Annotated in this window: 28 protein-coding genes; 15 read left to right on the top strand and 13 right to left on the bottom strand. The window is 66.9% G+C overall.

The features are described from left to right. Positions 1–154: 154 nt before the first annotated feature. From Mspo_RS03115 to sdhC, 7 genes are all read right to left on the bottom strand, one after another. Positions 155–532: a hypothetical protein gene (locus tag Mspo_RS03115; RefSeq protein WP_159726741.1), complete on the bottom strand. Its 378-nt coding sequence runs from the start codon at positions 530–532 to the stop codon at positions 155–157. Positions 533–654: 122 nt separating this feature from the next. Then, the gene (locus Mspo_RS03110; RefSeq protein ID WP_159726739.1) at positions 655–1,440 is read right to left on the bottom strand and encodes a succinate dehydrogenase iron-sulfur subunit; all 786 of its coding nucleotides are present in this window, start codon (positions 1,438–1,440) and stop codon (positions 655–657) included. Between the two features lie 8 nt (positions 1,441–1,448). After that, positions 1,449–1,625: a type II toxin-antitoxin system VapC family toxin gene (locus Mspo_RS03105; protein ID WP_159726737.1), complete on the bottom strand. Its 177-nt coding sequence runs from the start codon at positions 1,623–1,625 to the stop codon at positions 1,449–1,451. Further along, complete coding sequence (locus Mspo_RS03100) at positions 1,622–1,852, bottom strand: hypothetical protein (protein WP_159726736.1); 231 nt, start codon at positions 1,850–1,852, stop codon at positions 1,622–1,624. Before Mspo_RS03100 ends, Mspo_RS03105 begins: the two co-directional genes overlap by 4 nt. A gap of 22 nt (positions 1,853–1,874) precedes the next feature. After that, a complete protein-coding gene (gene sdhA, locus Mspo_RS03095) occupies positions 1,875–3,704 on the bottom strand; it encodes a succinate dehydrogenase flavoprotein subunit (RefSeq protein ID WP_159726734.1) in 1,830 nt (609 codons plus the stop codon). 238 nt (positions 3,705–3,942) lie between these two features. Beyond that, positions 3,943–4,335 carry a succinate dehydrogenase, hydrophobic membrane anchor protein gene (sdhD, locus tag Mspo_RS03090; protein ID WP_159726733.1) on the bottom strand — a complete coding sequence of 131 codons (393 nt, stop codon included), beginning with the start codon at positions 4,333–4,335 and terminating at the stop codon, positions 3,943–3,945. A 93-nt stretch (positions 4,336–4,428) separates the two neighbouring features. Next, a complete protein-coding gene (sdhC, locus tag Mspo_RS03085) occupies positions 4,429–4,842 on the bottom strand; it encodes a succinate dehydrogenase, cytochrome b556 subunit (protein WP_159726731.1) in 414 nt (137 codons plus the stop codon). Between the two features lie 491 nt (positions 4,843–5,333). Between sdhC and Mspo_RS03080 the strand changes: the two genes are divergently transcribed. Both Mspo_RS03080 and alr read left to right on the top strand, forming a co-directional pair. Further along, positions 5,334–6,083 (top strand): response regulator transcription factor, encoded by a 750-nt coding sequence (locus Mspo_RS03080; protein ID WP_159726729.1) that lies wholly within the window; start codon positions 5,334–5,336, stop codon positions 6,081–6,083. Between the two features lie 93 nt (positions 6,084–6,176). Next, a complete protein-coding gene (alr, locus tag Mspo_RS03075; RefSeq protein WP_159726727.1) occupies positions 6,177–7,319 on the top strand; it encodes an alanine racemase in 1,143 nt (380 codons plus the stop codon). 3 nt (positions 7,320–7,322) lie between these two features. On the opposite strand, the gene Mspo_RS03070 is transcribed toward alr, so the two are convergent. From Mspo_RS03070 to Mspo_RS03055, 4 genes are all read right to left on the bottom strand, one after another. After that, complete coding sequence (locus Mspo_RS03070) at positions 7,323–7,961, bottom strand: Maf-like protein (RefSeq protein ID WP_159726725.1); 639 nt, start codon at positions 7,959–7,961, stop codon at positions 7,323–7,325. A gap of 27 nt (positions 7,962–7,988) precedes the next feature. Continuing rightward, on the bottom strand, positions 7,989–8,207 hold the full coding sequence (infA, locus tag Mspo_RS03065; RefSeq protein WP_018266249.1) for a translation initiation factor IF-1: 219 nt from the start codon (positions 8,205–8,207) through the stop codon (positions 7,989–7,991). A 164-nt stretch (positions 8,208–8,371) separates the two neighbouring features. Beyond that, on the bottom strand, positions 8,372–9,541 hold the full coding sequence (locus Mspo_RS03060) for an AI-2E family transporter (RefSeq protein ID WP_159726723.1): 1,170 nt from the start codon (positions 9,539–9,541) through the stop codon (positions 8,372–8,374). Positions 9,542–9,660: 119 nt separating this feature from the next. Further along, entirely contained in the window at positions 9,661–10,164 is a 504-nt protein-coding gene (locus Mspo_RS03055; protein ID WP_159726721.1) for a GFA family protein, read from the bottom strand. A gap of 155 nt (positions 10,165–10,319) precedes the next feature. Between Mspo_RS03055 and uvrC the strand changes: the two genes are divergently transcribed. From uvrC to Mspo_RS03035, 4 genes are all read left to right on the top strand, one after another. Next, positions 10,320–12,281, top strand: coding sequence for an excinuclease ABC subunit UvrC (gene uvrC, locus Mspo_RS03050; RefSeq protein ID WP_159726719.1), 1,962 nt, complete (start codon positions 10,320–10,322; stop codon positions 12,279–12,281). 172 nt (positions 12,282–12,453) lie between these two features. Beyond that, entirely contained in the window at positions 12,454–13,074 is a 621-nt protein-coding gene (gene pgsA, locus Mspo_RS03045; RefSeq protein ID WP_244613082.1) for a CDP-diacylglycerol--glycerol-3-phosphate 3-phosphatidyltransferase, read from the top strand. Then, positions 13,071–13,322: a molybdopterin converting factor subunit 1 gene (gene moaD, locus Mspo_RS03040; RefSeq protein ID WP_159726717.1), complete on the top strand. Its 252-nt coding sequence runs from the start codon at positions 13,071–13,073 to the stop codon at positions 13,320–13,322. The genes pgsA and moaD overlap by 4 nt, the downstream gene beginning before the upstream one ends. A 65-nt stretch (positions 13,323–13,387) precedes the next feature. Further along, a complete protein-coding gene (locus tag Mspo_RS03035) occupies positions 13,388–13,846 on the top strand; it encodes a molybdenum cofactor biosynthesis protein MoaE (protein ID WP_159726715.1) in 459 nt (152 codons plus the stop codon). A 26-nt stretch (positions 13,847–13,872) separates the two neighbouring features. On the opposite strand, the gene Mspo_RS03030 is transcribed toward Mspo_RS03035, so the two are convergent. Together Mspo_RS03030 and Mspo_RS03025 are read right to left on the bottom strand one after the other, a co-directional pair. After that, positions 13,873–14,829: a transglycosylase SLT domain-containing protein gene (locus Mspo_RS03030; protein WP_244613080.1), complete on the bottom strand. Its 957-nt coding sequence runs from the start codon at positions 14,827–14,829 to the stop codon at positions 13,873–13,875. 368 nt (positions 14,830–15,197) lie between these two features. After that, positions 15,198–15,659: an outer membrane protein assembly factor BamE gene (locus tag Mspo_RS03025; RefSeq protein WP_159726711.1), complete on the bottom strand. Its 462-nt coding sequence runs from the start codon at positions 15,657–15,659 to the stop codon at positions 15,198–15,200. A gap of 246 nt (positions 15,660–15,905) precedes the next feature. Here Mspo_RS03025 and Mspo_RS03020 point away from each other — a divergent pair, with 246 nt between their 5' ends. The 9 genes from Mspo_RS03020 to purF all read left to right on the top strand — a co-directional run bounded on the left by Mspo_RS03020 (position 15,906) and on the right by purF (position 25,470). Further along, the gene (locus Mspo_RS03020; RefSeq protein ID WP_159726709.1) at positions 15,906–16,544 is read left to right on the top strand and encodes a DUF177 domain-containing protein; all 639 of its coding nucleotides are present in this window, start codon (positions 15,906–15,908) and stop codon (positions 16,542–16,544) included. A gap of 350 nt (positions 16,545–16,894) precedes the next feature. Further along, a complete protein-coding gene (plsX, locus tag Mspo_RS03015) occupies positions 16,895–17,944 on the top strand; it encodes a phosphate acyltransferase PlsX (RefSeq protein WP_159726707.1) in 1,050 nt (349 codons plus the stop codon). Continuing rightward, the gene (locus tag Mspo_RS03010; protein WP_159726705.1) at positions 17,941–18,930 is read left to right on the top strand and encodes a beta-ketoacyl-ACP synthase III; all 990 of its coding nucleotides are present in this window, start codon (positions 17,941–17,943) and stop codon (positions 18,928–18,930) included. The genes plsX and Mspo_RS03010 overlap by 4 nt, the downstream gene beginning before the upstream one ends. Before the next feature lie 219 nt (positions 18,931–19,149). Further along, on the top strand, positions 19,150–19,542 hold the full coding sequence (locus Mspo_RS03005; protein ID WP_159726703.1) for an integration host factor subunit alpha: 393 nt from the start codon (positions 19,150–19,152) through the stop codon (positions 19,540–19,542). Between the two features lie 55 nt (positions 19,543–19,597). Beyond that, complete coding sequence (locus Mspo_RS03000) at positions 19,598–20,818, top strand: MFS transporter (RefSeq protein WP_244613078.1); 1,221 nt, start codon at positions 19,598–19,600, stop codon at positions 20,816–20,818. Next, positions 20,811–22,223 (top strand): DNA repair protein RadA, encoded by a 1,413-nt coding sequence (radA, locus tag Mspo_RS02995; protein WP_159726701.1) that lies wholly within the window; start codon positions 20,811–20,813, stop codon positions 22,221–22,223. The genes Mspo_RS03000 and radA overlap by 8 nt, the downstream gene beginning before the upstream one ends. 271 nt (positions 22,224–22,494) lie before the next feature. Next, positions 22,495–22,824 carry a hypothetical protein gene (locus Mspo_RS02990; protein ID WP_244613076.1) on the top strand — a complete coding sequence of 110 codons (330 nt, stop codon included), beginning with the start codon at positions 22,495–22,497 and terminating at the stop codon, positions 22,822–22,824. Positions 22,825–23,115: 291 nt separating this feature from the next. Then, positions 23,116–23,802: a CvpA family protein gene (locus tag Mspo_RS02985; RefSeq protein WP_159726699.1), complete on the top strand. Its 687-nt coding sequence runs from the start codon at positions 23,116–23,118 to the stop codon at positions 23,800–23,802. Between the two features lie 192 nt (positions 23,803–23,994). After that, positions 23,995–25,470, top strand: a complete 1,476-nt coding sequence (gene purF / locus Mspo_RS02980) for an amidophosphoribosyltransferase (RefSeq protein WP_159726934.1) — start codon at positions 23,995–23,997, stop codon at positions 25,468–25,470. The last annotated feature ends 18 nt before the right edge of the window (positions 25,471–25,488 follow it).

The raw sequence follows: 25,488 nt of genomic DNA, 5'->3' as shown, positions 1-25,488 counted from the left end.
AACTCCTTTTCCGCCCGTTTATGACGGCGGGCGGGATTTTTGTCGAGACGAGCGAACGAGAACAGGCGAAGCGGCCCCGCGACCCATTCGGCCCCGGGACGGCTTCGCGTCTTTCCCGCAGCGCGGCTTCGCCTCCGGCCAGCGCCTATAGGTTTCAGAAGGGCATGCCGACCGACATATTGCCGCCATTGCCCATGCTCACCGGCGCGCGGCCGCCGAAACGCGGCGTGTCGTCGTCTTTCTTGTCTTTCTTAGGCGGGGTCTTGCCCGGCGACCAGCCCTCGAGCTCGCCATATTGGCGGTTCTCGACCTTGCCGGGGGCCGGCTTGCCGGGCGCGGCGGCCTGTCCGGTCGAGGCCTGCCCGCTCGAGGCCTGCGGCTGCTTGTTTTTCTTTGGCTTCGCCTTGGCGGCTCCGGCCGCCGCCGGGTCCAGCCGGCTCGGGTCGAGCGTGTCCTCGGCGCCGGCCGAAAGCGGCAGCGCGGACGAAAAGGCGAAAACGGCGGCGACCAGAAGAAGCGGGCGCAATCGCATGGCGGCGACTCCTCGAGCATCGGGCTCCAAAATGCTCCCAGGCCGGAAAAAAGACAAGTTCCCGGCGATTCTACGGCGAAGACTGCGCGGCGAAACGGGCGCCGATGCGGCGCCGCGCGCGCTTACTCGCCGGTCGTCTCGGCGATCGCCAGATTTTTGAGCGCGGCGATGGCCGTGCCCGGCAGCAGGCTCTTGGGACAGGCGCTGGAGCAGTTCAGAATCGTATGGCAGCGATAGAGGCGGAAGGTGTCGTCCACATAGGCGACGCGCTCGCTCGTCGCCTCGTCGCGGCTGTCCACCACCCAGCGATAGGCCTGCAGCAGCGCCGCCGGGCCCAAGAATTTGTCCGAGTTCCACCAATAGCTCGGGCAGGAGGTGGAGCAGCAGGCGCAGAGAATGCACTCATAGAGCCCGTCCAGCTTGCGGCGGTCGTCCGGCGCCTGCAGCCATTCCTTCTGAGGCTCCGGCGTCACCGTCTGCAGCCAGGGCTCGATGGCGGCGTGCTGGGCGTAAAAGTCGGTGAGATCGGGCACGAGATCCTTCACCACCGGCAGATGCGGCAGCGGATAGAGCTTTATCGCTCCCTCGATCTCATCCATGCCCTTGGTGCAGGCGAGCGTGTTGAGCCCGTCTATGTTCATCGCGCAGGAGCCGCAAATGCCCTCGCGGCAGGAGCGGCGGAAGGTCAGCGTCGGATCGATCTTGTTCTTGATCCAGATGATCGCGTCGAGCACCATCGGCCCGCAATCGTCGAGATCGACGAAATAAGTGTCTATGCGCGGATTCGACGCCTCGTCCGGATCGAAGCGATAGATGCGGAACTCCTTGAGCCGGCTCGCGCCCTCGGGGCCGGGCCAGACCTTGCCCTCGACGGGACGGGAGGATTTGGGAAGGACAAATTCGACCATGACGATCCTCATGCTCCGTCGTTGGACGGCGGGTCTTGCAGGTATGTCTTCAACGTCGCGACTTCCGGCAATATGAGATCAGGCGCAATCCGTTCCCACTCGCGATCGAATATGCCGAGCGCGATTTCGTGATGCGCCTCGCGGACGATCCATTTGACCGCGACGGAAGCATCGATGACGATCAACGATCGCGATCCTCGCGCAACAGCTCCACCGAATCGGTCTGCTCAACGTCTCGGGGTGTCATCGCGGCGATAGCTTCCATCAGCTCACGAAGCGCTTCGTTAGATTTGTGACCGCGTAGCCCTTCCAACAGCAGCTCTTGAGCAAGGGTCTCGCTCGACACCCCACGCGCTCTCGCTGCCGCCGCGACTTCTTCGAGCACTTCGTCGGCTATCGCCAGTTTGCCCATCGATCCGCTCCCATGACCGGATTCAATACACCCGCGCCTTCGGCTCTATATAGGCCACCTCATTGGACAGCGTGTAGCTATGCACCGGTCGACCGTCGAGCGCCACGCTCTTGTTCGCCTCGTCGATGGTCGCGAGCGTGTGCTTCATCCAATTGGCGTCGTCACGGTTCGGGAAATCCTCGCGGGCGTGGGCGCCGCGGGATTCGGTGCGGTTCTTCGCCGAATCCATCGTCACCACCGCCTGCACGATCAGATTGTCATATTCCAAAGTCTCGACGAGATCGGAATTCCAGATCAGCGAGCGATCCGACACCTTGACGTCGCCGCTCTTCGTCCACACCGCATGGATCGCTTGCGATCCCTCCTCCAGCACCTCGCCGGCGCGATAGACGGCGCAATGCGATTGCATCACGCGCTGCATCTCGAGCCGCAGATCGGCGGTCGCGATCGAGCCGGAGGCGAAGCGGCGCGCGTCGAGCCGCGACAGAGCGAGCTCGGCCGAATCCGCCGGGAGCTCGGGCTGCGCCTGCCCCGGCTTCACCAATTCGGCGGCGCGCAGGCCCGCGGCGCGGCCGAAGACGACGAGATCGACGAGCGAATTCGAGCCGAGACGATTGGCGCCATGCACGGAGACGCAGGCCGCCTCGCCGATCGCCATCAGGCCCGGCACGACGACATCGGGATCGTCGCCGACGCGGCGCAGCGCCTCGCCGTGAAAATTCGTCGGTATGCCGCCCATGTTGTAATGCACCGTCGGCAGCACCGGAATGGGCTCGCGCGTCACATCGACGCCGGCGAAAATCTTCGCGCTCTCGGAAATGCCCGGCAGACGCTCGTGCAGGATCGCCGGGTCGAGATGCTCGAGATGCAGATGGATGTGGTCTTTCAGCCTGCCGACGCCGCGGCCTTCACGAATTTCCACCGTCATGGCGCGCGACACCATGTCGCGCGGCGCGAGATCCTTCACCGAAGGCGCATAGCGCTCCATGAAGCGCTCGCCCTCGCTGTTCGTCAGATAGCCGCCCTCGCCGCGCGCGCCTTCGGTGATGAGGCAGCCCGCGCCATAGATGCCGGTCGGATGGAATTGCACGAATTCCATGTCCTGCAACGGCAGGCCGGCGCGCAGCGCCATGCCGCCGCCGTCGCCCGTGCAAGTGTGCGCCGAGGTCGCCGAGAGATAGGCGCGGCCATAGCCGCCCGTCGCCAGCACGGTGAGCGCGGCGCGAAAACGATGGACCGTGCCGTCGTCGAGCTTCAGGCACACGACGCCGCGCACCACGCCCTCCGCGTCGACGATGAGGTCGATCGCGAAATATTCGACGAAGAATTGCGTGTCGTGACGCAGCGCCTGCCCGTAGAGCGTGTGCAGCATCGCATGGCCGGTGCGGTCGGCGGCGGCGCAGGTCCGCTGCGCGGGCGGGCCCTTGCCGAAATCCGTCGTCATGCCGCCGAAGGGGCGCTGATAGATGCGGCCGTCCTCCGTGCGCGAGAAGGGCACGCCCCAATGCTCGAGCTCGTAGACGGCCTCCGGCGCGTTGCGGCACAGATATTCGATCGCGTCCTGGTCTCCGAGCCAGTCGGAGCCCTTGACGGTGTCGTACATGTGCCATTTCCAATCGTCCGGCCCCATATTGCCGAGCGCCGCGGCGACGCCGCCCTGCGCCGCCACCGTATGCGAGCGGGTCGGGAACACTTTGGTGACGCAGGCGGCTTTCAGCCCCGCCTTGGCGCAGCCGACGACGGCGCGCAGCCCCGCGCCGCCCGCGCCGACGACGACGACGTCGAATGTGTGATCGACGATCGGATAGGCCCTGCCGCCGATATTGACCGTCGTCTTGCCGTTCCCAGCCATTCCCAATCCTCGTCGAAAAAAGCGCGCGGGCCGCTTTTAGACCAATTTCCGATCCATTTGGATCGGAAATTGGTCTCGTTTTTCATCTGGAGCGAATTCTTATCGCTCGAACGATCCCGTTCGAGCGATAAGCGCTCTCGCGCGTTTCCCGCCGAAGCGGACGCCGGTTCGGCGTCCGGAAACGCGTCAAAACAAACGCCTAGGGTCTTTCCGTGTTTCATTGAAACACGGAAAGACCCTAGCGCGGCGCGGCGATGATCATGATGGCGAGCGTCCAGATCGCGGCGATCGCGATCGCCGCCCATTTGTTGACGGCGAGCGCCGTCGCCTTGAGCGCTTCGTCGTGAACATAGTCCTCGATGATGTTCTCCATGCCGAGCCGCGCGTGATAGGCGACGACGGCGATGAAGGCGATCAGCGCGATGGCCGGCAGCGGCCGGGCGAGCTCGGCGCGCGCGGCCTCATAGGGTTTGCCGACCAATCCGACGATATGCCAGATCGAGAGGATCGCGAGCGGGGCGAGCGCTCTGGCGCTGTGTCGCATGGCCAGCGCATGCAGCGAGCCCTCGCGGTCGGAGACGAAGGCGCCTCCTTTGCCGCTGCGGCCGCTCTGGAACGTCGATCTCGACATTTCCCAATCTCCATTAACCTTGTTCGAAGGCGCCGCTCGCGAGTGAGGCCCGCCGAGACGGCGACAGTCCCTCGAGAGAACGAGGGCGCGCCGCTAGCCGAAGAGCGCGGAGGCGATCCAGAGAAGCGCGGTGAGGGCCAATCCGCCGCCCAAGGTCGCCTTGGCGAGCAGCTCGCGCCCGTCGCGATCGAGATAGAGGCCCCGGTCCCAGATCGCGTGACGCACGCCGCCGAGCAGATGATGAAAGAGCGCCCAGCTGAACAGCAGCACGAAGAGGCGGCCGAGGATGGAATCCGCGATCCAGGAGACGGCCGCGAAGGCCGAAGGCCCGAGCGCCAACCCGAAGAGGTAGATCGCGAGCAAAAGCGCGCCCGCGTAGAGCGCCGCTCCGGTGACGCGATGCGCGATCGACATCATCATGGTCAGGATGGGCTTGTAGATCGAAAGATGCGGGGAGAGCGGCCGCGCGGCGGCGAGGCTCTCGCTCACGGGATCGGCGTCGGCCATTGTTTCTCTCCGCTCGAGACTGGGCTGGACTGATAATTCAATCGCGTCGCGGCTGCAACAAGCGTTCGGGGACGTCGGATATCGAGGACGTCGGGGCAAGGCGCTTCGCGGTGAAGGAACGAATAACTTAAGTATTACGTAGTGGGTTCCGGCGCAATCGATCCGATTAATGCGTAGGTTTCGAGTCGAAAAACGTGGCGCGCGCGTTACGATCTGTTAACATGCCTCCGTCGACGTTGCGCTGGATGATCCCGCGCAACGTCGTTCGCGGCCGGCTTTTTCTCCACCGGCGGCGAACGCGTCAAAGTCGCGTAAGGGTAGCGTGAGCGTCGCGTCGGTCTTGCGTTTCCCGAGTGAGTTCTGCGTCGCGTCGGTTCTCTCAAGTAACGTCGAGTTCGTCGTAACGTCGGACCGCCGGTCATTTTACCGGCGGCAGGAGTTCGTTGGTCTCGTCGATTGACTTTTTCGTCAACTCATCTCGCGAGCGATCTATGAATTACAGTGACACCATCCATATCTTGAACGTCGATCCGGTCATTCGCTCGTCTTTGACGAGCGCGCTGGACAAAGCGGATTTTCACCTCCGCCTCCATGACGACGCGGGACGCTTTTTCGAAACCGTCGAAACCGACAACCGCGGCTGCGTCATCATCTATGTGGACATGCCCGAGATGATCGGGATCGAATTGCTCCGGGACGCCAAGGCGCGGCGAATCGAATTGCCGATCATCGTCATCACCGCGCAGGCCAATGTTCGGGGCGCGATACAGGTCATGAAGGAAGGAGCGTTCGATCTGCTCGAACTGCCGGTCAACGAGGCGAAGCTTCTCGCCTCGGTGCAGCAGGCGCTGACCCGCCGCGTCGACCACAGGGCCTATCGCGGGCGCACGCGGACCACGCCCGGCCGACTCGCCACGCTCACCAATCGCGAGAACGACGTGCTCGCGGGTCTCGTCGAGGGCAAGCTCAACAAGGTCATCGCCCATGAGCTCGGCATCAGCGCCCGCACGGTCGAAACGCATCGCTCGCACATCATGACCAAGATGCGGGTCAAGAGCGTCGCCGATCTCGTGCGTATCTCGCTCGGCGCGCCGCGGCCCGATCCGGCCGCTCGCCTCGGGACGCCGCGGCCCGATCCGGCCGTTCGCCTCGCGGCGCCGCGGCCCGATCCGGCGGCCCGCCTCGGGACGCCGGCCCCGCGGCCGCGCCTCGAGACCGGGGCCGACGCGCCCCGTCGCTGACCGGTCGCTCGAATCGCGAAATTAATGACGCCGGAGCATGGCGCGCGCGAATAGCCATGCGAACGCCATGCTCCGGCGCTAGAATATTGCTTCATGAGATTCGACCGATCGGCCCGAGCGCCCGTGAACGAGACCGCCGCAGCGGCGCGCGCGGGCGCGGCGCTCACAATTGATCTTTCCGCCCTCGTCGCCAATTGGCGACAGCTCGCCGCGAGAGCGAGCGCGAGCGAATGCGCGGCCGTCGTCAAGGCCGACGCCTATGGCCTCGGCGCCGAATCCGCCGCGCGGGCGCTGGCCGCGGCCGGATGCCGCACCTTTTTCGTCGCCACCGCCGGGGAAGGCGAGCGCATCCGCGCCGTCGCGCCGCGCGCCATCGTCTATGTGCTCGAGGGCCTGCCGAATGGCGGCGCCCGCGCGCTCGCCGCCGCGCGCCTGCGGCCGGTCCTGGCCTCGCTCGAGGAAATCCGCGAATGGGCGGCGTTCGGCCGCGCCATCGGCCGCCGCCTCCCGGCCGCGCTGCAGTTCGACACGGGCATGAATCGACTGGGGCTTTCGGTGCGGGACGCCGAAGCCGCGGCGACGGCGGCGCAGGATGTCGACCTCACTTTGACGATGAGCCATTTCGTCTGCGCCCAATGGGCCGAGGACCCGCGCAACGCCCGCCAGATCGCCGCCTTCGAGGCGGCGCGGCTGAGCTTCCCCGGCGTTCCGGCCTCGCTCTGCAATTCCTCGGGAATTTTCCTCGGGCGGAAGCCGCATTACGATCTGCTGCGGCCCGGCTACGCCATCTATGGCGGCAATCCGACGCCCGGCTCCCCCAATCCGATGCGCAGCGTGGCCCGGCTCGAGGCGCCTGTTCTCGCGACGCGCCGGATCGAGGCGGGCGAGAGCGTCGGCTATGACGGCATGTGGACGGCGACGCGGCCGACGCGGCTGGCGACGCTCGGCCTCGGCTATGGCGACGGATTTCCCGCCGCCGTCGCCGGCCCCGGCCGCCCGGCCCCGGAGGCGATCGTCGCCGGACGGCGCTGCCCGATCGTCGGCCGCGTGTCGATGGATTTCGTCATGCTGGATGTGACCGACGTCCCGGAAGCCGCCGTCTATCGCGGCCAGACCGCCGAGCTCCTGGGCGAGACGATCGGCGTCGACGAGCTGGCGGAGCGCTGCGGCACGATCGGCTATGAGATATTGACCCGGCTCGGGCGGAGATATGAGCGGGTCTATATCGGCGGATGAGGCTCACGCCCGCTCGAACCAGGGCGTCAGCACCGGATAGCCTTCGCCAGCGAGCAGCGCAGCGGTCTCATAGAGCGGCAGGCCGACGACGGCCGTATAAGAGCCGATGAGCCGCACCACGAAAGCCCCCGCAAGGCCTTGAATCGCATAGCCTCCGGCCTTGCCGCGCCATTCGCCCGAGGCGAGATAGGCGTCGATCTCGGTCGAGACGAGGCGCTTGAAGCGCAGGCGCGATTCGACGAGGCGGCGGCGCTCCGCCCCGCGCGGGGTCACCAGCGTGACCCCGGTAAAAACCCGATGCTGGCGTCCGGAGAGCAGGCGCAGGCAATCCTCGGCCTGCTCTATGTCCTCGCATTTGGGCAGGATTCGCCGCCCGACCGCGACAACTGTATCGGCGGCGAGCACGAAACTGCCCTCGAGCTGCGGCTGATAGGCCCTGATCTTGATGGCCGCCGCGGCTTTCTCGCCGGCGAGACGCTGGGCGAGGCTGCGCGGCAGCTCGTTGCGCTGGGGCGTTTCGTCTATGTCGGTCGGCAGCAAGGCGTCGGCGTCGAGGCCGATCTGCTGGAGGAGCTCGAGCCTGCGGGGCGAGGCCGAGGCCAGCACCAGCTTGGGCCGCGCATCAGTCGGATGGGACGTCAAGACGATCGGCTCCGCCTTCAATCGAAATTATTTGAAGCGATAGGTAATCCGCCCCTTGGTGAGGTCATAGGGCGTCATCTCCACGAGAACCTTGTCCCCGGTGAGCACGCGGATGCGGTTCTTGCGCATCTTGCCGGCCGTATGGGCGATGATCTCGTGCTCGTTCTCGAGCTTGACCCGAAACATCGCGCTGGGCAGCAGCTCGGTGACGACTCCGGGAAACTCCAACAGTTCTTCCTTGGCCATGTGGTTCCTTCTTCAGAGGCCGTTGCGGGCCTCGGATAGCGAAAGGCCCGCTTGCGAAGCGGGCGCTCATCAATATGGGATCGAAGCCGAGACGCGCAAATCCGCGCCGGACCCTAATCGAGTACGGCCGATTTGTGAACGGGCCTTTCGCGCCGCGACGCGGCTCAACGCTCGGGCGCTCGCGCGACCGGCTCCGCCGCCGCGGGCGGCTCGATCGCGCGCGGCTCGGGAGCCTCCGGCGCCGTCCTGACGAACGCGCCCGCCTTGCCGTCCCCGGCCCAGGCGCTGGCCAGCTCCCAGGCCACCGCCAGAACCACGGGGCCGACGAAGAGGCCGATGATGCCATGCACGAGCACGCCGCCAATGACGCCGGCGATGATGACGAGCAGCGGCGTCGTGAGCCCGCGCGCGATGACGATGGGTTTCAGCACATTGTCGATGAGCGTCACCGTCAGCATGCAGCAGGTGAAGAGCAGCGCCGGCAGCGTCTGCATCTCGGTCCAGGCCCACAGGATCGAGGGCACGACCACGAGCAGCGGTCCGATCTGCACGATCGCCAGCACCAATATGCAGAGCGTCAACAGGCTCGCGCCGGGCGCGCCGGCGAGCTGAAGGCCGAGGCCGCCGACCGCCGCCTGCAGCAGCGACACGCCGATGACGCCGCGCGAGACGGTGCGGATCGTCGATCCCGTGAGATCGACGAAATGCTCGGCGCGCCGCGAATCGATCCGCGTCACCGCCGTCTTGACGGCGCGCACCAGCGCCGGGCCGGGCGCGAACAGAAATCCGGCGATGATCACCGATATCAGAAACTTGAACAGTCCGGCGCCGGCGTTCTTCGTCGCGTCCAGGGCGATCTCGCCATAGGGCTTGAGCTGCGGCAGCGCCTGCTCCAGGGCGCTGCGCATATTGGTGGAGGCGAGCTCCCAGAAGTCATAGGCCGATTGGCCGACGAAGGGCCAGCTCCGCAGCGTCTCCGGCGGCGGCGGAACCCAGACGCCGCCGGTCTCGAGCCGATCGGCGAGCCCGCGCAGGCCGTCGATGACGCCGAGGCCGAGCCAGGTCGCCGGCCCGATGACGAAGAGCAGCCCCACGAAAGTGATGACCACGGCCGCGAGCCGCCGCCGGCCGCCGAGGCGGTTCGCCACCCATTCGAATATGGGATAGAGCGCCACGGCGAGAATGGCGCTCCAGGTCACGATGGTGACGAAGGGCCTCACGAGCAGAAACGACCAATAGGCCAGCGCGACGAGCGCGCCGAGCCGAATGATCAAATCGATGAGTGTCGCATTCAGCCGCCGCCGGCCGGACGCTTCGCGCTGATCCTCGACCACCCGAGCCTTCCTTGAGTTTTTTCGCGCCTCGCCGCTGCGACAACATAGCGCGGATCGGCGACGGTTTCACGCCCGCGGCCGAGGCTCGTCGGCCGAAGGAGCGCGGCGCGAGCGAAAACCTATCGACCGAAGGCCATGGCGAGGCGCGCCGCGATCAGCCGACCGATCAGCCTCAGCGGAAAGCCGCGATAGCTCGGCGCGTCCTGCGGCAGGGGCAGGTCCGAATGGCGGCGCTCGATCTTCGTCCGCATCTCGATCGGCGGCGGCTCGCCTTCGTATCTGAGCCGATAGGTCGAGACCCAGAAACCGGGATCGAACTTCAAGAACATGCCGGTGTTGCAGCAGCGGGCGACGACCCTCCTCGTCGGCGAATCCGGCTTCAGCCGCTGATCCTCGAGCCGCTCTTCTCCGGCGACGCAGCGAAAACGGTCGTCGCGAAAGGTGAGATAGGGCGTGCCGCCGTCCGCATCGCGCACCCGCGGCGCATCGGGCAGAGCCTCGATCCTCCGGCCGCCCTCCTGACAATCGGAGCAATAGCAGACGGCGCTGACGATCGGCTCGCCGACCGCCTCGCATCTGACGCGCCCGCAGGCGCAGGAAAAAAGTCTAACCGGCGAAGCCATGATCGAAACCCTTTTCGTTTTGACTTGCGCGCGTATCTTACGCGCGCGCGCCGAAAGGTCATCCCGGTCCCATCGCGATCTTCGCCCCCTTACGCCCCAGTCGAGCGCCCCGCGCGCTCTTCCCATTCCGGCGCGCCGGGCATAAATCTCGCCCCATGAGCGACGCGCCCGACCTCCCCGACACGCTCGACGAAGAAGACCTCGCGGAAGAGGCCGCGGCCTCGCCCGAGCTCGCCGAGGACACGCCGGAAAGCGTCAAGCGCGGCGTCGGCGTCATCAAATCCTATTGGAAGAACGCCCCCAACGGCCCCGGCGTCTATCGCATGATCGCCGAGAACGGCGAGGTTCTCTACGTCGGCAAGGCCAAGAATGTCCGCAAGCGCATCGCGAGCTACACGCGCCTCGCCGGCCATGTGAACCGCATCGCCCGCATGATCTCGGCGACCGCCTCGATGATGTTCATCTCGGTCGAGACCGAGACCGAGGCGTTGCTGCTCGAGACCAATCTCATCAAGCAGATGAAGCCGCGCTTCAATGTCTTGATGCGCGACGACAAGAGCTTCCCCTATATTCTCATCGCGCGCGACCATGAGGCGCCGCAGATCGCCAAGCATCGCGGCGCGCGGGCGCGCAAGGGCGATTATTTCGGCCCCTTCGCCAACGCCGGCGCGGTGGGGCGCGCGCTCAACGCGCTGCAGCGGGCGTTTCTGCTCCGCTCCTGCACCGATTCCTTCTACGAGAATCGCACGCGGCCTTGTCTCCTCTATCAGATCAAACGCTGCGCCGGCCCCTGCACGGGCGAGATATCGATTTCCGATTATTCCGTGCTGGTGCAGGAGGCGCATGATTTCTTGACCGGCAAGAGCCGCTCCGTGCGCGAGCAGCTCGCCAAAGAAATGACCGAAGCGGCGGAGCGGCTCGAGTTCGAGCGCGCCGCGCGGCTGCGCGACCGCATTTCGGCGCTCTCGCTGATCCAGGGGACGCAAGGGATAAATCCGCGCGGCGTCGAGGAGGCCGACGTCTTCGCCATCGCCAAGGAGGCGGGACGCTTCTGCATCGAGGCCTTCTTCTTCCGCGCCTATCAGAATTGGGGCGACCGCGCCTATTTCCCGCGCGCCGATCAGAGCCTCACCGAGGAGGAGGTGCTCGGCTCCTTCCTCGCGCAATTCTACGGCGAGCATCCGCCGGCGCCGCTGGTGCTGCTCTCCCATGCGATCGAGGATCGCGAGCCATTGGCCGAGGCCTTGTCGGACAAGCTCGGCCGCAAGGTGGAGATCGCGACGCCGCAGCGCGGCGAGAAACGCGAGCTCGTCGATCATGCGCTGACCAACGCCAGGCAGACGCTCGCGCGAAAACTCACCGAGGACGCGAGCCAGGAGAAGCTGCTCGCAGCGCTCGGGGAGATGTTCGGCATGGAGGAGCCGCCGCGCCGCGTCGAGGTCTACGACAACTCGCACACGGGCGGAAACCAGGCGATCGGCGCGATGATCGTCGCGGGTCCGGCCGGCTTCATGAAGCCGCATTACCGCACCTTCAATATAAAGAGCGCCGAGATCACGCCCGGCGACGATTACGCCATGATGCGCGAGGTGCTGACGCGCCGCTTCGCCCGCATCGCCAAAGAGGCGGAAAAGCCCGAGGCGGAGGCGCCGGACGCTTTTCCGTCCAAGCCCGACCTCGTGCTCATCGACGGCGGCCGCGGGCAATTCGAGGCGGCGCGCGCGGTGGCGGCGGAGATCGGGCTCGAGGGCGTGACCATCGCCTCCATCGCCAAGGGCGCCGACCGCAATGCCGGCCGCGAGACCTTTTTCGTCGAGGGGCGCGAGCCTTTCCGCCTGCCCCCGCACGATCCGGCGCTCTATTTCGTCCAGAGACTGCGCGACGAGGCGCATCGTTTCGCCATCGGCACGCATCGGGCGCGGCGCAAGAAGGAGTTCGCCAAAAATCCGCTGGACGAGATCCCGGGCATAGGCCCGGCCCGCAAGCGGGCCCTGCTGCTCGCCTTCGGCACCGCCAAGGCGGTGGCGGGCGCCGCGCTCTGCGACCTCGAGAATGTGCCGGGCGTGAACAAGGCGACGGCGCGGCTCGTCTTCGACCATTTCCAGCGCGGCGGCTGATCGAGGGCGAAGCGTCTAAAATTTATGCGTCCTGCGGCGACGGCCCCGCCGGCGCGCGAAAGGCCGGATTTGCCGGAGTTTCCCGCCGCGACGCGCGCGTTCGCGCGGCCGCGGGACGGGGGCGGAGAGCGGGTTGAGCCGGTCTCGTCTATTGACAAGGGTGGCGCTGGCCATGTTCCTTCGCGGCATGACATCGACGGCCATTCCGCCGCGCCGCGGGCGCGCGCTCTCTCTGCCCAATATTCTGACCTATGGCCGGCTCGTCGCCGTCCCTGTCGTCGCGGGCCTGCTGCAATGGCCGGACGAGTATTGGATGCGCTGGACCGCGCTCGGCGTCTTCACCGCCGCCGCCATCACCGATTTCTTCGACGGCTATCTCGCCCGCGCCTGGGCGCAGCAGTCCTCGCTCGGCGCCATGCTCGACCCGATCGCCGACAAGCTGCTCGTCGCCGCCACCCTGCTGATGGTCGTCGCCGATCAGACGATCACGGGCGTCACCATCTGGGCGGCGCTCATCATCCTCTGCCGCGAGATTCTGGTCTCGGGCCTGCGCGAATATCTCGCCGAGCTGAAAGTGCCGCTGCCGGTCAGCGCCATCGCCAAATGGAAGACGACGCTGCAGCTCTTCGCGCTCGGCTTCTTCATCGCCGGGCGGGCCGGCGAGCTGGTGCTGCCCGGCACGGTGAACATCGGCAGCGCGCTGCTGTGGATCGCCGCGCTGCTGACGCTCTACACCGGCTATGACTATATGAGGGCCGGCTGGGCGCATTTCGGAACGGACGAGGCGCGATGAAAGCCTTCTATTTCGCCTGGGTGCGCGAGCGCGTCGGCCGCGCCGAGGAGGACCTCTCCCCGCCCCCGGAGGTCGCGACCGTCGGCGAGCTCATCGCCTGGCTGAAGACGCGGGACGAGACCTACGCCGCCGCTTTCGAGAACGCCGCCGTCATCCGCGCGGCGCTCGACAAGGCCCATGTGCGCCATGAGGCGCCGATCGCCGGGGCGCGCGAGATCGCTTTCTTTCCTCCGATGACGGGAGGGTGAAGGGGCAGTCGGCATTGGGCCGTCGGCAATACGACCCTACTGCCTACTGCCTGACGCCGACATAGATGACCCCCACCATCCGCATCCAATCCGCCCCCTTCGACCCGGCCCATGAGGCCGCGCTGATCGAGGAAGGCCGCCGCGACATCGGCGCGGTCGTCTCCTTCACCGGCCTCTGCCGGGACGAGGACGGCGCCCTTTCCGCGCTGGAGCTCGAGCATTATCCAGGGATGGCCGAGGCGGAGATCGCCCGCGTCGCCGAGGAGGCGCTCGCCCGCTGGCCGCTGCAGGCGCTGACCATCATCCACCGGCACGGCCGCATTCTGCCCGGCGAGAAGATCGTGCTGGTGATCGCCGCCGCGCGCCACCGCGGCGAGGCCTTCGCCGCGGCGGAATTTCTGATGGATTATCTCAAGACCCGCGCCCCCTTCTGGAAGAAGGAGCATCGCGCCGACGGAAGCGTCGGCGACTGGGTCGAGGCCAAGGCGAAGGACGACGCCGCCGCCGAACGCTGGCGCAAATGAAAAGGCGGCCCGCAGGCCGCCTTTTGTCACTCCGTATAGGCGAGCGCCCCGCCGGGCAATTGCCGCTCGACGCCCTTGTAGCGGTCCGAGCGCTGGCCCATCATCGTCTCGAAGGCCTCATGCACCTCGCCCACCGACTTCGGCTTCATCTTATGGCCCTGGCGGGCGAAGAAGATGGGCTTATTGGCGCGAGCGGGCCTCGGCAGCAGCCTGGCCGCCGGCGTATTGGGCGCCTCCTCGACCTTCTCCATGAAGCGCGCGGCGTCGTCCGGCCCCAGGAAATGGATGAGATAGGTTTCGCCCGCCGTCAGCGGACGGCCGATGCGCTCGGCGATGCGCTCGCCGTCGCGCTTCAGCATCTCCGCCGCGAACACCGCCGAGAGATAGGGGTCGTTGCGCATGGCGAGAATTTCGGAGCGCTTCTGCGGGGCGACGCGATAGTCGCCGTCGATCGCCTTGGCGGCCGCCTCCTGGCCGTGGCTCGACCCGAACATACGGACCGCCTTGAGCCAGGTCGAATCGATGAACTGGAACAGCCCGCTCGCCGAAGAGGTGCTGGCCTTGGCCCTGGGCGCGAAGCTCGACTCCTTGTCGGCGATGGCCATCAGCAGCGCCGGATCGGAGCCGGTGGTCTTGGCCGCCTGCACCACATGCTCGACGATGGCGCGGGCGACGCGCATGGGACCGAATTGCAGGACCGCCGGCGCTGCGCTCGACACGCTCGTCTCCGCCTCGGCGTCGGCCGCGCCGGACCAGGCCTTCACCGCCTCGCCCATGGCCTCGGCCGCGTCGGCGTCGAGCGGCTGATCGCTGAGGCCGCGATTGGTCAGGAAGAACAAGGGCGGCGGCGCGCGCCGGCTCTGCGCGCCGGCGCGCGCGGCCTCCGCCGTTTTGAACCGACTCCAGCCGTCCGGCATCGACAGCAGCGCCGCCACCAGAGCGAAGGCCGTGGCCGTCGCTATGGCGAAAGCGCGAAGGAGCATGTGAACGGATCCGTCGGCCCCCGAAAGGGGCCGGTCCGCATCTGCGCGGTTGAGCACGGGCAGAAAGCGCGACCATTTCGGCGCCGACGCTTCGCCGCTAACGGCAGGAGCTATCGCTTCGAAAGACACTCTGTTTCGTTCCTCGCTGTTGTTTGGACGAAACGGAGGCTAGCAACCGCGGGGGGCGAAAAATCGACCGCGCCCGTCACGCGAGCGTCACATTCGGCGAGGGCTCCGCCTTTCCCGCAAGCCTTTAAAAATGAAGAGATCTGTTACGTACGGAACCGACCGGCCGACTCAGCCGCCACATTGGCGCCAAAGTGACACAGCCACGCTTCTGTTTGAAAATGCTCGAATTTTTTTAGCCGTCAGAAGCTCGTGAGCTTTGCCAGCATGTTGCGGATGAAATTGAACTCGGCGCCGGCCGTCGGCGTCGTGCGGGCGAGGAAGTCGACGACCTTGCCGTCCTTCAAGCCATAATCCGCGATGCGCTGAACTTTTTTGGCCTTGTCGAAATAGACGGCGAGAATGTGCTGGTCCGCGACCTCCGGCGGCATGAAGGCGAGCTGGCGCTCGATGCGCTGGCTGAAATAGTACCAGGCGTCGCCGCCGATGGTGGATGTGGTCGAGGGAGTGCCGAGCAGAGCGAGGACCTGTTGGGCCGACATGCCGACCTTCACCTGCGCGACCTTGCGCTCCTCGACGATCGCGCCGCGATTGATGACGCCGTCATAGCCGAGACAGCCGGCGAGCGGCGCCGCGACGAGAACGAGCGCGGCGAGGCTGCGGGCCTGCCGCAATATGACGACGAGCGAACCCCGAGACCCCATTTTTCTCTCCGCGTTTGGCCTTTCCGCGAAGGCCGACCTCGATCGCGACAATGTCCTGACTTTGCCTAACTCTCGGCCCGAGCGAAAGCAAGCGGCGACGCCTCCGGTTCGGCCCGGAGGCTGGCGCCCGCGCCTCTTCGACCGTATCAATGGCCGGAAAATGGCGGAGCCTCGACCAGCGCCCGCGGCGCCCATCTATATTTCATATTGTCGGCCGACCTCGACGTCGGAGAGAAGGAGCGGCGAATGAGCGACGATCTGCAAATGCCCCGAGAGCCTTTCACGCCCGCGGAGCCTTTCTCGCGTCCGCTCGCCGCCGTCGACGTGCCCGAGGACGGGCTGGAGCTCTCCATCGCGGCCGACGAGAAGGAGCGCGCGGCGCTCGCCGAGGCGGACGGCCTGCGGGCGCTGAGCCGCCTCGAGGCGAAGCTGAAAGTGACGCGCGAAGGGCGCGGCGGCCTGCGCGTGACCGGCGAGCTCGCCGCCGATCTGCGCCAGACCTGCGTGGTGACGCTCGAGGATTTCGACGCACGCATCGTCGAGCCGATCGATCTTTCCTTCGCGCCGGAGCCCTCGCCGGCCGCGCCGGAGTCGGCCCAGCGCATGTCGCGGCGACGGCGGGAGGCCGCTCCCGAGGAGGCGAAGGAGCCGCGGGCGAGCCGCCATATCTCCGATCTCGACGAGGACGCGCCGGACCCGCTGGTCGACGGCCGAATCGATCTCGGCGCGATCGTCGCCGAATTTCTGGCGCTCGCGCTCGACCCCTACCCCCGCAAGCCGGGCGCGCGCTTCGCCCCGCCCGAGGCGTCGGAGGAGGAGCCGACGGCGAAAGCCTCGCCTTTCGCCGGCCTTCGCGACGCGCTCGGCAAGGGGCGCAGGAGCTGAGCCGGATTTCGAAAAAGGGGAACCGGTTTTTCGAGAAAAATCCTGCTTCTCTCGAAGACTTCGAGCAGGCGTTCGTGGGCGAGGCGACGAACGCCCGCTCGGAGGAAGCGGGAGCGCCGGCTGGAATTGCTCTTGCGCTGGCGCGGCGCAAATGGCAATTCGTCACGCGCTGGCGCCTGGGGCCGGCGGCGAACCCGGCTCGCAACGGAAAATCGCGGGCAGCCGAGGAGAGCGGACCTTCTTGGGCGCCGCTTCGCCGCATCTTTCGCGCGACCGGCGGCCCCGTGGGGCGGAGCATTGCGGGCCGCGCGGACTTTCGTAATTCGTAACAGCTCGGGAGACGAGGCAGAATGGCGCAGCCCATTCGCATAGCGTTGGACGCAATGGGCGGCGATCATGGTCCGAAGGTCACCATCGCCGGCGCCGCCATCGCACACGACCGCCACCCCGACAGCAGCTTTCTGCTGTATGGCGACGAGGGTCTGATCCGGACCGAGCTCGCCGCCCATCCGCGCCTCGCCCGCGTCGCGGCCGTGCGCCATTGCGACGTCGCCGTCCGCATGGACGACAAGCCGAGCCAGGCGCTGCGCGCGGGGCGCCGCGTCTCCTCCATGTGGCAGGCGATCGAGGCGGTCAAGAAGGGCGAGGCCGACGTCGCCGTCTCGGCCGGCAACACCGGCGCGCTGATGGCCATGGCCAAGGTCTGCCTGCATACGATGGCCAAGATCGAGCGCCCCGCCCTCGCCTGCCTGTGGCCGGCGCCGACGGCGCGCGGCTATTGCATCGTGCTCGACGTCGGCGCCTCCATCGGCGCGGACGCCCGCCATCTCGTCGATCTCGCGGTGATGGGCGCCGCAATGGCGCGCTCGCTCTTCGACATAGAGCGGCCGAGCGTCGGCCTGCTCAATGTCGGCGTCGAGGAGATCAAGGGCGTCGAGGAGGTCAAGACGGCTTCGCGACTGCTCAAGGAGGCCGATCTCCCGGATCTCGACTATCACGGCTTCGTCGAGGGCGACGAGATCGGCAAGGGCGTCGTCGACGTCGTCGTGGCGGAGGGCTTCACCGGCAATATCGCGCTGAAGACCGCCGAGGGCACGGCGACGCAGATCAAGGATTATCTGCGCCAGGCGATCGAGAAGAGCTGGCTCGCCAAGATCGGCTATCTGCTGGCGCGCGGCGCCTTTCGCGAGCTGCGCGAGAAGGTGGACGTGCGCAATATCAACGGCGGCGTCTTCCTCGGCCTCGAGGGCGTCGTCATCAAGAGCCATGGCGGCGCCGACGCGCTGGCCTTCGCCCGCGCCGTCGAGATCGGCTATGAGATGGCGCATCAAGACCTGCTCTCGAAAATCCGCGACATGCTGGCGACGAGCCGCCGCGACGACCAGGAAGCCGCTCAGTGACTCTTTCCCCGCGCCCTCTGCGCTCCGTCGTCGTGGGCCTCGGCAGCTATCTGCCGAGCCGCATCCTCACCAATGAAGAGCTGGCGACGACCGTCGACACCAGCGACGAATGGATCACGCAGCGCACCGGCATAAAGGAGCGTCACATCGCCGCGCCGGGCGAGACGACCTCCATGCTCGGCGAGAAGGCCGCGCGCGCCGCCCTCGCGGACGCAGGCCTCGGTCCGGAGGACATAGATCTCGTCATCGTCGGCACCTCGACGCCCGACTATACTTTTCCGTCCACCGCGACGCAGATCCAGGCCGCGCTCGGGATCACGCGCGGCGCCGCCTTCGATCTTCAGGCCGTGTGCTCGGGATTCGTCTTCGCTCTGGCGACGGCGGAAAAATTCCTGCGCTCCGGCTCGCACAGACGCGCGCTCGTCATCGGCGCGGAGACCTTCTCGCGCATTCTCGACTGGACCGACCGCACGACCTGCGTGCTGTTCGGCGACGGCGCCGGCGCCATCGTGCTCGAGGCGCGCGAGAGCGAAGGCTCGCTCGCCGAGCGCGGCGTGCTGACGACGCATCTGCGCTCGGACGGGCGCCACCGCGCCAAATTGCATGTCGACGGCGGCCCCTCCTCGACCGGAACGGTCGGTCATTTGCGCATGGAGGGCAAGGAAGTCTTCCGCTTCGCCGTCGGGATGGTGACGGATGTCGTCGCCGACGCTTTCGCTGCGACGGGCTTCACGGCCGCCGATCTCTCCTGGTTCGTGCCGCATCAGGCCAATCGCCGCATCATCGACATGTCGGCGACGAAGCTCGGCATCGCGCCCGAAAAAGTGGTCGCCACCGTGCATTTGCACGGCAACACCTCTGCGGCCTCCATTCCTCTCGCCCTGTCGGTCGCCCGCGACGACGGACGCATTCGCCGCAACGACCTCGTGATGCTCGAGGCGGTCGGCGGCGGCTTCACCTGGGGGTCGGCGCTCATCCGCTGGTGAGCGGCCGCGCGGCTGCGCCAAAAACTGCAACCTGCGCTTGATTTCCTCCGTAGTTTCTGAAAAATAACAAAATTGAGTTTTTCGCTCCTCGCAATGAGCGGCTGCGGCGGCCGTTGCGATTCGTCCGCGACGAACCCATTCTCCCGCGAGAGTTGTCACGAACCGGAAAAAGTCGAACTCGACGATGTTAGTTTTCGTTTTGAATCCATAAGGTCGATCATGTCGCAAAATATTTCGGAAAAAAGCGCGCCGGTCGTCGAAGAGCTTTCCCGGGAAGACGCCATTTCCAGCGCGCCGGCGGGCCCGGCGCATCACACCGTGACTCGGGCGGATCTCGCGGACGCCGTGCACCGCCGTATCGGCCTCTCGCGCGTCGAGTCCGGCGAATTCGTCGAAGCCGTGCTATCGGAGATTTTCGACGCGATCGTCTCCGGCGAGGATGTCAAGCTCTCCTCCTTCGGCTCTTTCCATATTCGCGCCAAGGGCGAGCGCGTCGGCCGCAATCCCAAGACGGGCGCCTCGGCGCCGATCACCGCGCGTCGCGTCGTGATGTTCAAAGCGTCCAATGTGCTGCGGGCGCGCATCAACGGACACCGCGCCATCGACGAGTAGGTCGCGCGTCGCTTTTGCTTGCCGTGGCGAGGATCGACGACGTAGAAGCGCGCCCATGAGCGAGCGCGCCCCGGATTCCGCCGAAACGATTCGCAGAGCCGCCTCCATGCCCTCCGCCGTCTGGGCGCTGGGCCTCACCTCGCTGTTCATGGATTTCTCCTCCGAGATGATCCATGCGCTATTGCCCGTCTATCTCGCCGGAACCCTCGGCGTCGCCATGGCCGACATCGGCTGGATCGAGGGAGCGGCGGAGGCGACGGCGCTCGCCGTCAAGGTCGTCTCCGGTCGCCTCTCGGACATGATCGGCCGCCGCAAGGGGCTGACGCTCCTCGGCTATGGCCTGGCCGCGGCGGTAAAGCCGATCTTCCCGCTCGCCGGCGGCGCCGCGGAAGTGATCGCCGCGCGCGTGCTCGACCGGCTCGGCAAGGGATTGCGCGGCGCGCCGCGCGACGCGCTGATCGCCGACGTCACCACGCCGGAGCAGCGCGGCGCCGCCTATGGGCTGCGCCAGACGCTCGACACGGTCGGCGCGGTGATCGGCCCGCTCGCGGCGATCGGCCTGATGCTGGCGACGCATGACGACACGCGTTTGGTCTTCTGGGCCGCCTGCCTTCCGGCGCTCGTCTGCGTGCTCATTCTCGCGCTCTTCGTCCATGAGCCGGAGGAGACGCGCCCGCCGGCCGCCGGGCGCAAGGCGCTGCTCGAAGGATTTTCCGAACTGCCGCGTCCCTTCTGGCTGCTGCTCGGCTTCGGCGCGGCTCTCGCGGCGGCGCGCGTCGGCGAGGCGTTTCTCGTGCTGCAGGCGACGGGGGCGGGCCTCGAGATCGCTTTCGCGCCGCTCACGCTCGTCGCAATGTCCTTCGTGGCCATGCTCGCCGCCTATCCCGCGGGAAAGATCGTCGACATCTGGAGCGAGCGCCGCCTGCTCGTTTCGGCGAGCCTCACTCTCGCCGCCTCCGAGGCGGTCCTCGCCTTCTCCCGCGATATCGCCTCGGCCTTCGTGGGCGTCGGCCTCTGGGGGCTGCACATTGCCATTGCCCAAGTGGCGTTTTCGGCGCTGGTGGCCCGCGCGGCGCCGGCGCATCTGCGCGCCACCGGCTTCGGCGTCTTCGGCCTCGCCAACGCCGTCGCGGTGATCACGGGCAATGTGATCTTCGGCGCGCTGGCCGAGAGCAGCGGCCAGGGCTTCGCCTATGGCTGCGCGGCCGCGGCGGCGCTCGCGCCGCTGGCGCTTCTGCCCGCCATGGCGCGCGGAGGCAAAGCACGACATGGCTAAATCCCGCCAGAGCTTCGTATGTCAGAACTGCGGCGCGGCGACGAGCCGCTGGCAGGGCCGCTGCGAATCCTGCGGCGAATGGAACACCATCGTCGAGGAGAATGGCGGCGCCGGCGGCGGTTTCGGTCCGGCGGCGCGCGTCGGGCGCGGCCGGCCCTTCGCGCTCGAGGCGCTCGCCGGCGACGCCCGGCCGGCCCCGCGCATCGCCACGGGAATAGAAGAATTCGACCGCGTGACCGGCGGCGGCTTCGTGCCCGGCTCCGTCGCTCTGCTCGGCGGCGAGCCCGGCATCGGCAAATCGACGCTGCTGATCCAGGCCTGCGCGGCGCTGGCGCGGCGCGGCGAGCGGGTGATCTACATCTCCGGCGAGGAGGCCGCCGCGCAGGTGCGGCTGCGCGCCGAGCGGCTGGGGCTGTCGAGCGCCCCGGTCGAGCTCGCCGGCGCGACGCAGGTCGAGGATATTCTCGCCACCTGCTCCACGGGACGGCGCGCCGCGCTCATCGTCATCGACTCGATCCAGACGATGCATACGCAGAGCGTCGACTCCGCGCCCGGCACGGTGACGCAGGTGCGCGCCAGCGCCCAGACGCTGCTGCGGCACGCCAAGCTCAGCGGCTCGACGGTGATCCTGGTCGGCCATGTCACCAAGGACGGCCAGGTCGCCGGCCCGCGCGTCGTCGAGCACATGGTCGACGCCGTGCTCTCCTTCGAGGGCGACAGCGCGCATCATTTCCGCATGTTGCGCGCCTCCAAGAACCGCTTCGGCGCGACCGGCGAGATCGGCGTCTTCGAAATGACCGGCGCCGGCCTCGCCGAGGTCGCCAATCCTTCCGCCCTTTTCCTCGCCGGCCGCGACGCGGCCGCGCCGGGCGCCGCCGTGCTCGCCGGCATGGAGGGCCAGCGCCCCATGCTGGTCGAGATCCAGGCGCTGGTCGCGCCGACCTCGCTCGGCACGCCGCGCCGCGCCGTCGTCGGCTTCGATTCGAATCGGCTGTCGATGATTCTCGCCGTGCTGGAGGCCCATGCCGGGCTGAAGCTCGGCATGCATGACGTCTATCTCAATGTCGCCGGCGGCTTGCGCGCCGACGAGCCGGCGGCCGATCTCGCCGCCGCCGCCGCGCTCGTCTCCTCGCTGACCGGCGCGACCCTGCCCGCCGAACTGTTGTTCTTCGGCGAGATCGCGCTCTCGGGCGCGGTTCGCCCGGTCATTCACGCCGGCGCGCGTCTGAAGGAGGCCGGCAAGCTCGGCTTCCGCCGCGCCGTTCTGCCCCAGGCGCAGCAGACGAGCGAGGAGGACAAAGCCGCGGGCGTCGCCCTGTCGCATTGCGGCCATGTCGCTTCGCTCGTCGCCGACATTGCGAAAGATTCGGTCGCCCGCGAGCGCCGCGCGCCGCAGCGCTCCTGACCGCCTCGATTCGTGAACGCGAAATACGTAATCGCGCCGCACATGAATACGTATTGTTGCTTGTGGTCCTCGACATTCGTCGCAGGAACAATGATGTTGTCACACAATAAACGGTGCGGCGTCCGCGGCGGACGGTTGCAGAAAATTAACCATGAGCAATAATGATTTCATTCAGCGAATCACGCGTTTCTAGTTTCCACGAGGCCGACCAATGCAATCTCGGGAATTTGCGGAGACGAGCAGAGAAATCGCCCGCTGGAGTGAACCGTTAGTGGCGGACCGAATATTCAGCGTCTATGAGGCCTGGTTTCGCGGACGTCGTCAGATGTGGGACGCTCTCGGACGTCAGCATTGCCGCATGTGGCGCAGCCTCCTCGAAGGCGAGCCGCTGATGGCGCGGGACGCGCGCGACGATCTCGTGCGGCTCGCCCGGCGCGCGAACATCGAGGAGCGTTCGCTCGAGGCCATAGACGAGACGGTGATGGACGAGCTCTTCCGCGTGATTCTGCGCCGCTGGCAGGGCCGCGACGAGGCCCGCGTCCATGGCATGGCGCTGATGATCGCCGCCTCCACGCTCGGCGAGATTCGCCGCGCCGCCTGAGTCTGTCGCCCGCCTTCCTCCGCCGCTTCTCGCAAATGCCGCAATCGCGGGGTTTGTAACCTGCGGCGCGGGCCGGCCCTAGTGGACGAACGGCGCCGCTCGCGCCAAGACCGTCCGCGCGGGGACGTGACGAATTATGGTCGCTCCCTTATACTCGACGCCGAGATTCCGACGGCGACGGCGAACGCGCCGGCGTCGAGCTTCGGCGGCGCCTTTCGCGCGCTCCGCCAGCGCCGAGCGCGACCCGAGGGATTCACGGAAGCAGAAGACGAAACACGAGAGGCCTTGCACATGCCGTCCTATCTCGATCTCGCCGTCACCATAATGGTGCTGGTCTCGGGCCTGCTCGCGCTGCTGCGCGGCTTCACGCGCGAGGTGCTGGCCATTTTGTCCTGGGTGGCGGCCGCAGCGGCGGCCTATTATTTGCATCCGCTCGTGGTGCCCTATGTCAAACCCTATGTGCCGAAGGACAATATCGCGCTGCTCGCGGCGGCGGCCGTCGTCTTCTTCGCCACTCTGGTGGTCGTGTCGCTGTTCACCGTGAAGCTCTCGGACCTCATCCTCGACTCGAAGATCGGCGCGCTCGACCGCACGCTGGGCTTCCTGTTCGGCGCGGCGCGCGGACTGCTGCTCGCGGTGGTGGCCTTCTTGTTCTACGCTTGGCTGGTGCCGGAGGCGACCCAGCCGGAGTGGATCAAGAACGCCCGGACCAAGCCCGTCCTGCAGGCCTCCGGCGACAAGCTGCGTGAATATCTGCCCGACGACATCGAAGGGCTCGTCGCGAAGATCAAATCCAAGAAGGGCGGGCCCGGCGCGGATGAGCCGCCGGCCGAGTCCGAGGGCGACGCCGGCAAGGGCGACGCCGAGCCTGCGCCCGAAAAGCGCGGCGATCTTACAAATCGGCCGTCCGTCGCCACATATGGCGCGAGCGAGCAACAGAAACTCGACTCCCTCGTCTCCGGACGCAGGGCGCGATGAGGACGAGAGACGCGATGAGGGCGAGCGCTGACGCGACGCTTCGACATCTTTCCGTGTTTCATTGAAACACGGAAAGATCTAGGCTTTTGTTATCACGCGTTTCCGACGCCGAACCGGCGTCCGCTTCGGCTGGAAACGCTCTAGGAGAAGCGAATGAACGGTTCTGACCTGGACGGCGGCGGGCGTCCTTCCATGTCGAACATCCCCGAGTCGAACATCTCCGACGACGATCTCGACGGCGACCGGCTGCGCGAATATTGCGGCGTCTTCGGCATTTTCGACCATCCCGAGGCGACGGTGCTCACCGCGCTCGGACTGCATGCGCTGCAGCACCGCGGCCAGGAGGCCGCGGGCATCGTCGCCTTCGACGGCAAGCGCTTCAATTCGGAGCGCCGCCTCGGCCTCGTCGGCGATCATTTCTCTCAAGAGAGCACGATCGAGCGCCTGCCCGGCAATTCGGCGATCGGCCATGTCCGCTACGCCACGACCGGCGAGACGATCCTGCGCAACGTCCAACCGCTCTTCGCCGAGCTCAACACCGGCGGCTTCGCCATCGGCCATAATGGCAATCTCACCAATGCGCATACGCTGCGCCGCGATCTGATCGAGGAAGGCGCGATCTTCCAATCGACCTCCGACACGGAGGTGATCCTCCATCTCGTGGCGCGCAGCCGCAAGACGCGGCTGGTCGAGCGCTTCATCGAGGCGCTGCGCTCCATAGAGGGCGCTTATTCGCTGGTCGTGCTCTCCAACAAGAAGCTCATAGGCGCGCGCGATCCGCTCGGCATCCGCCCGCTCGTGATCGGCGAGCTCGACGGCAAATATATTCTCGCCTCCGAGACATGCGCGCTCGACATCATCGGCGCGCGCTTCGTGCGCGACGTCGAGAATGGCGAGATCGTCGTCATCTCGGAGGAAGGGCTCGAGAGCGTCAAGCCCTTCCCGCCGCAGCCGATGCGCCCCTGCATCTTCGAATATATCTATTTCGCGCGCCCGGACTCCATCGTGCACGGCCGCCCCGTCTATGAGGTGCGCAAGGCCATGGGCGCGCAGCTCGCCCGCGAGCAGAAGATCGAGGCCGACGTCGTCGTGCCGGTGCCCGATTCCGGCGTGCCCGCCGCCATCGGCTATGCGCGCGAGTCGGGGCTTCCCTTCGAGCTCGGCATCATCCGCAACCATTATGTCGGCCGCACCTTCATCCAGCCGACGCAATCGGTGCGTGAGATCGGCGTGCGTTTGAAGCACAGCGCCAATCGCTCCGTCGTCGCCGGCAAGCGCGTGATCCTCATCGACGACTCCATTGTGCGCGGCACGACCTCGGTGAAGATCGTGCAGATGATGCGCGACGCCGGCGCGCTCGAGGTGCATTTCCTCATCTCCTCGCCGCCGATCACCCATCCGGACTATTACGGCATAGACACGCCGCAGAAGGAGAAGCTCCTCGCCGCGACGCACAGCCTCGAGGAGATGCGGCAGTATATCGGCTCGGACAGCTTGGCCTTTCTGTCGATCGACGGCATCTACCGCGCCATGGGCGAGGCGAAGCGCGATCCCCAACGGCCGCAATTCACCGATCATTGCTTCACGGGCGACTATCCGACGACGCTCACCGATGTGACGGAAGAGCGCGTGCGCACGCAGCTCTCGCTATTGGCGGAGGCGAGCTGAGCGGCAGGGGGGCGGATT

Source organism: Methylosinus sp. Ce-a6 (assembly GCF_009811655.1).
Classification (GTDB): Bacteria; Pseudomonadota; Alphaproteobacteria; order Rhizobiales; family Beijerinckiaceae; genus Methylosinus.
The sequence above is the reverse complement of the archived record's forward strand: the minus strand, read 5'-3'. Positions and strand labels throughout refer to the sequence as shown.

Excerpts from the sequence above, each read along its gene's own strand:
- Mspo_RS03115 (WP_159726741.1), bottom strand. The coding sequence starts at position 532 with ATGCGATTGCGCCCGCTTCTTCTGGTCGCCGCCGTTTTCGCCTTTTCG.
- Mspo_RS03110 (WP_159726739.1), bottom strand. The coding sequence starts at position 1,440 with ATGGTCGAATTTGTCCTTCCCAAATCCTCCCGTCCCGTCGAGGGCAAG.
- Mspo_RS03100 (WP_159726736.1), bottom strand. The coding sequence starts at position 1,852 with ATGGGCAAACTGGCGATAGCCGACGAAGTGCTCGAAGAAGTCGCGGCG.
- sdhA (WP_159726734.1), bottom strand. The coding sequence starts at position 3,704 with ATGGCTGGGAACGGCAAGACGACGGTCAATATCGGCGGCAGGGCCTAT.
- sdhD (WP_159726733.1), bottom strand. The coding sequence starts at position 4,335 with ATGTCGAGATCGACGTTCCAGAGCGGCCGCAGCGGCAAAGGAGGCGCC.
- sdhC (WP_159726731.1), bottom strand. The coding sequence starts at position 4,842 with ATGGCCGACGCCGATCCCGTGAGCGAGAGCCTCGCCGCCGCGCGGCCG.
- Mspo_RS03080 (WP_159726729.1), top strand. The coding sequence starts at position 5,334 with ATGAATTACAGTGACACCATCCATATCTTGAACGTCGATCCGGTCATT.
- alr (WP_159726727.1), top strand. The coding sequence starts at position 6,177 with ATGAGATTCGACCGATCGGCCCGAGCGCCCGTGAACGAGACCGCCGCA.
- infA (WP_018266249.1), bottom strand. The coding sequence starts at position 8,207 with ATGGCCAAGGAAGAACTGTTGGAGTTTCCCGGAGTCGTCACCGAGCTG.
- Mspo_RS03055 (WP_159726721.1), bottom strand. The coding sequence starts at position 10,164 with ATGGCTTCGCCGGTTAGACTTTTTTCCTGCGCCTGCGGGCGCGTCAGA.
- uvrC (WP_159726719.1), top strand. The coding sequence starts at position 10,320 with ATGAGCGACGCGCCCGACCTCCCCGACACGCTCGACGAAGAAGACCTC.
- pgsA (WP_244613082.1), top strand. The coding sequence starts at position 12,454 with ATGTTCCTTCGCGGCATGACATCGACGGCCATTCCGCCGCGCCGCGGG.
- moaD (WP_159726717.1), top strand. The coding sequence starts at position 13,071 with ATGAAAGCCTTCTATTTCGCCTGGGTGCGCGAGCGCGTCGGCCGCGCC.
- Mspo_RS03035 (WP_159726715.1), top strand. The coding sequence starts at position 13,388 with ATGACCCCCACCATCCGCATCCAATCCGCCCCCTTCGACCCGGCCCAT.
- Mspo_RS03030 (WP_244613080.1), bottom strand. The coding sequence starts at position 14,829 with ATGCTCCTTCGCGCTTTCGCCATAGCGACGGCCACGGCCTTCGCTCTG.
- Mspo_RS03025 (WP_159726711.1), bottom strand. The coding sequence starts at position 15,659 with ATGGGGTCTCGGGGTTCGCTCGTCGTCATATTGCGGCAGGCCCGCAGC.
- Mspo_RS03020 (WP_159726709.1), top strand. The coding sequence starts at position 15,906 with ATGAGCGACGATCTGCAAATGCCCCGAGAGCCTTTCACGCCCGCGGAG.
- plsX (WP_159726707.1), top strand. The coding sequence starts at position 16,895 with ATGGCGCAGCCCATTCGCATAGCGTTGGACGCAATGGGCGGCGATCAT.
- Mspo_RS03005 (WP_159726703.1), top strand. The coding sequence starts at position 19,150 with ATGTCGCAAAATATTTCGGAAAAAAGCGCGCCGGTCGTCGAAGAGCTT.
- Mspo_RS03000 (WP_244613078.1), top strand. The coding sequence starts at position 19,598 with ATGAGCGAGCGCGCCCCGGATTCCGCCGAAACGATTCGCAGAGCCGCC.
- radA (WP_159726701.1), top strand. The coding sequence starts at position 20,811 with ATGGCTAAATCCCGCCAGAGCTTCGTATGTCAGAACTGCGGCGCGGCG.
- Mspo_RS02985 (WP_159726699.1), top strand. The coding sequence starts at position 23,116 with ATGCCGTCCTATCTCGATCTCGCCGTCACCATAATGGTGCTGGTCTCG.
- purF (WP_159726934.1), top strand. The coding sequence starts at position 23,995 with ATGTCGAACATCCCCGAGTCGAACATCTCCGACGACGATCTCGACGGC.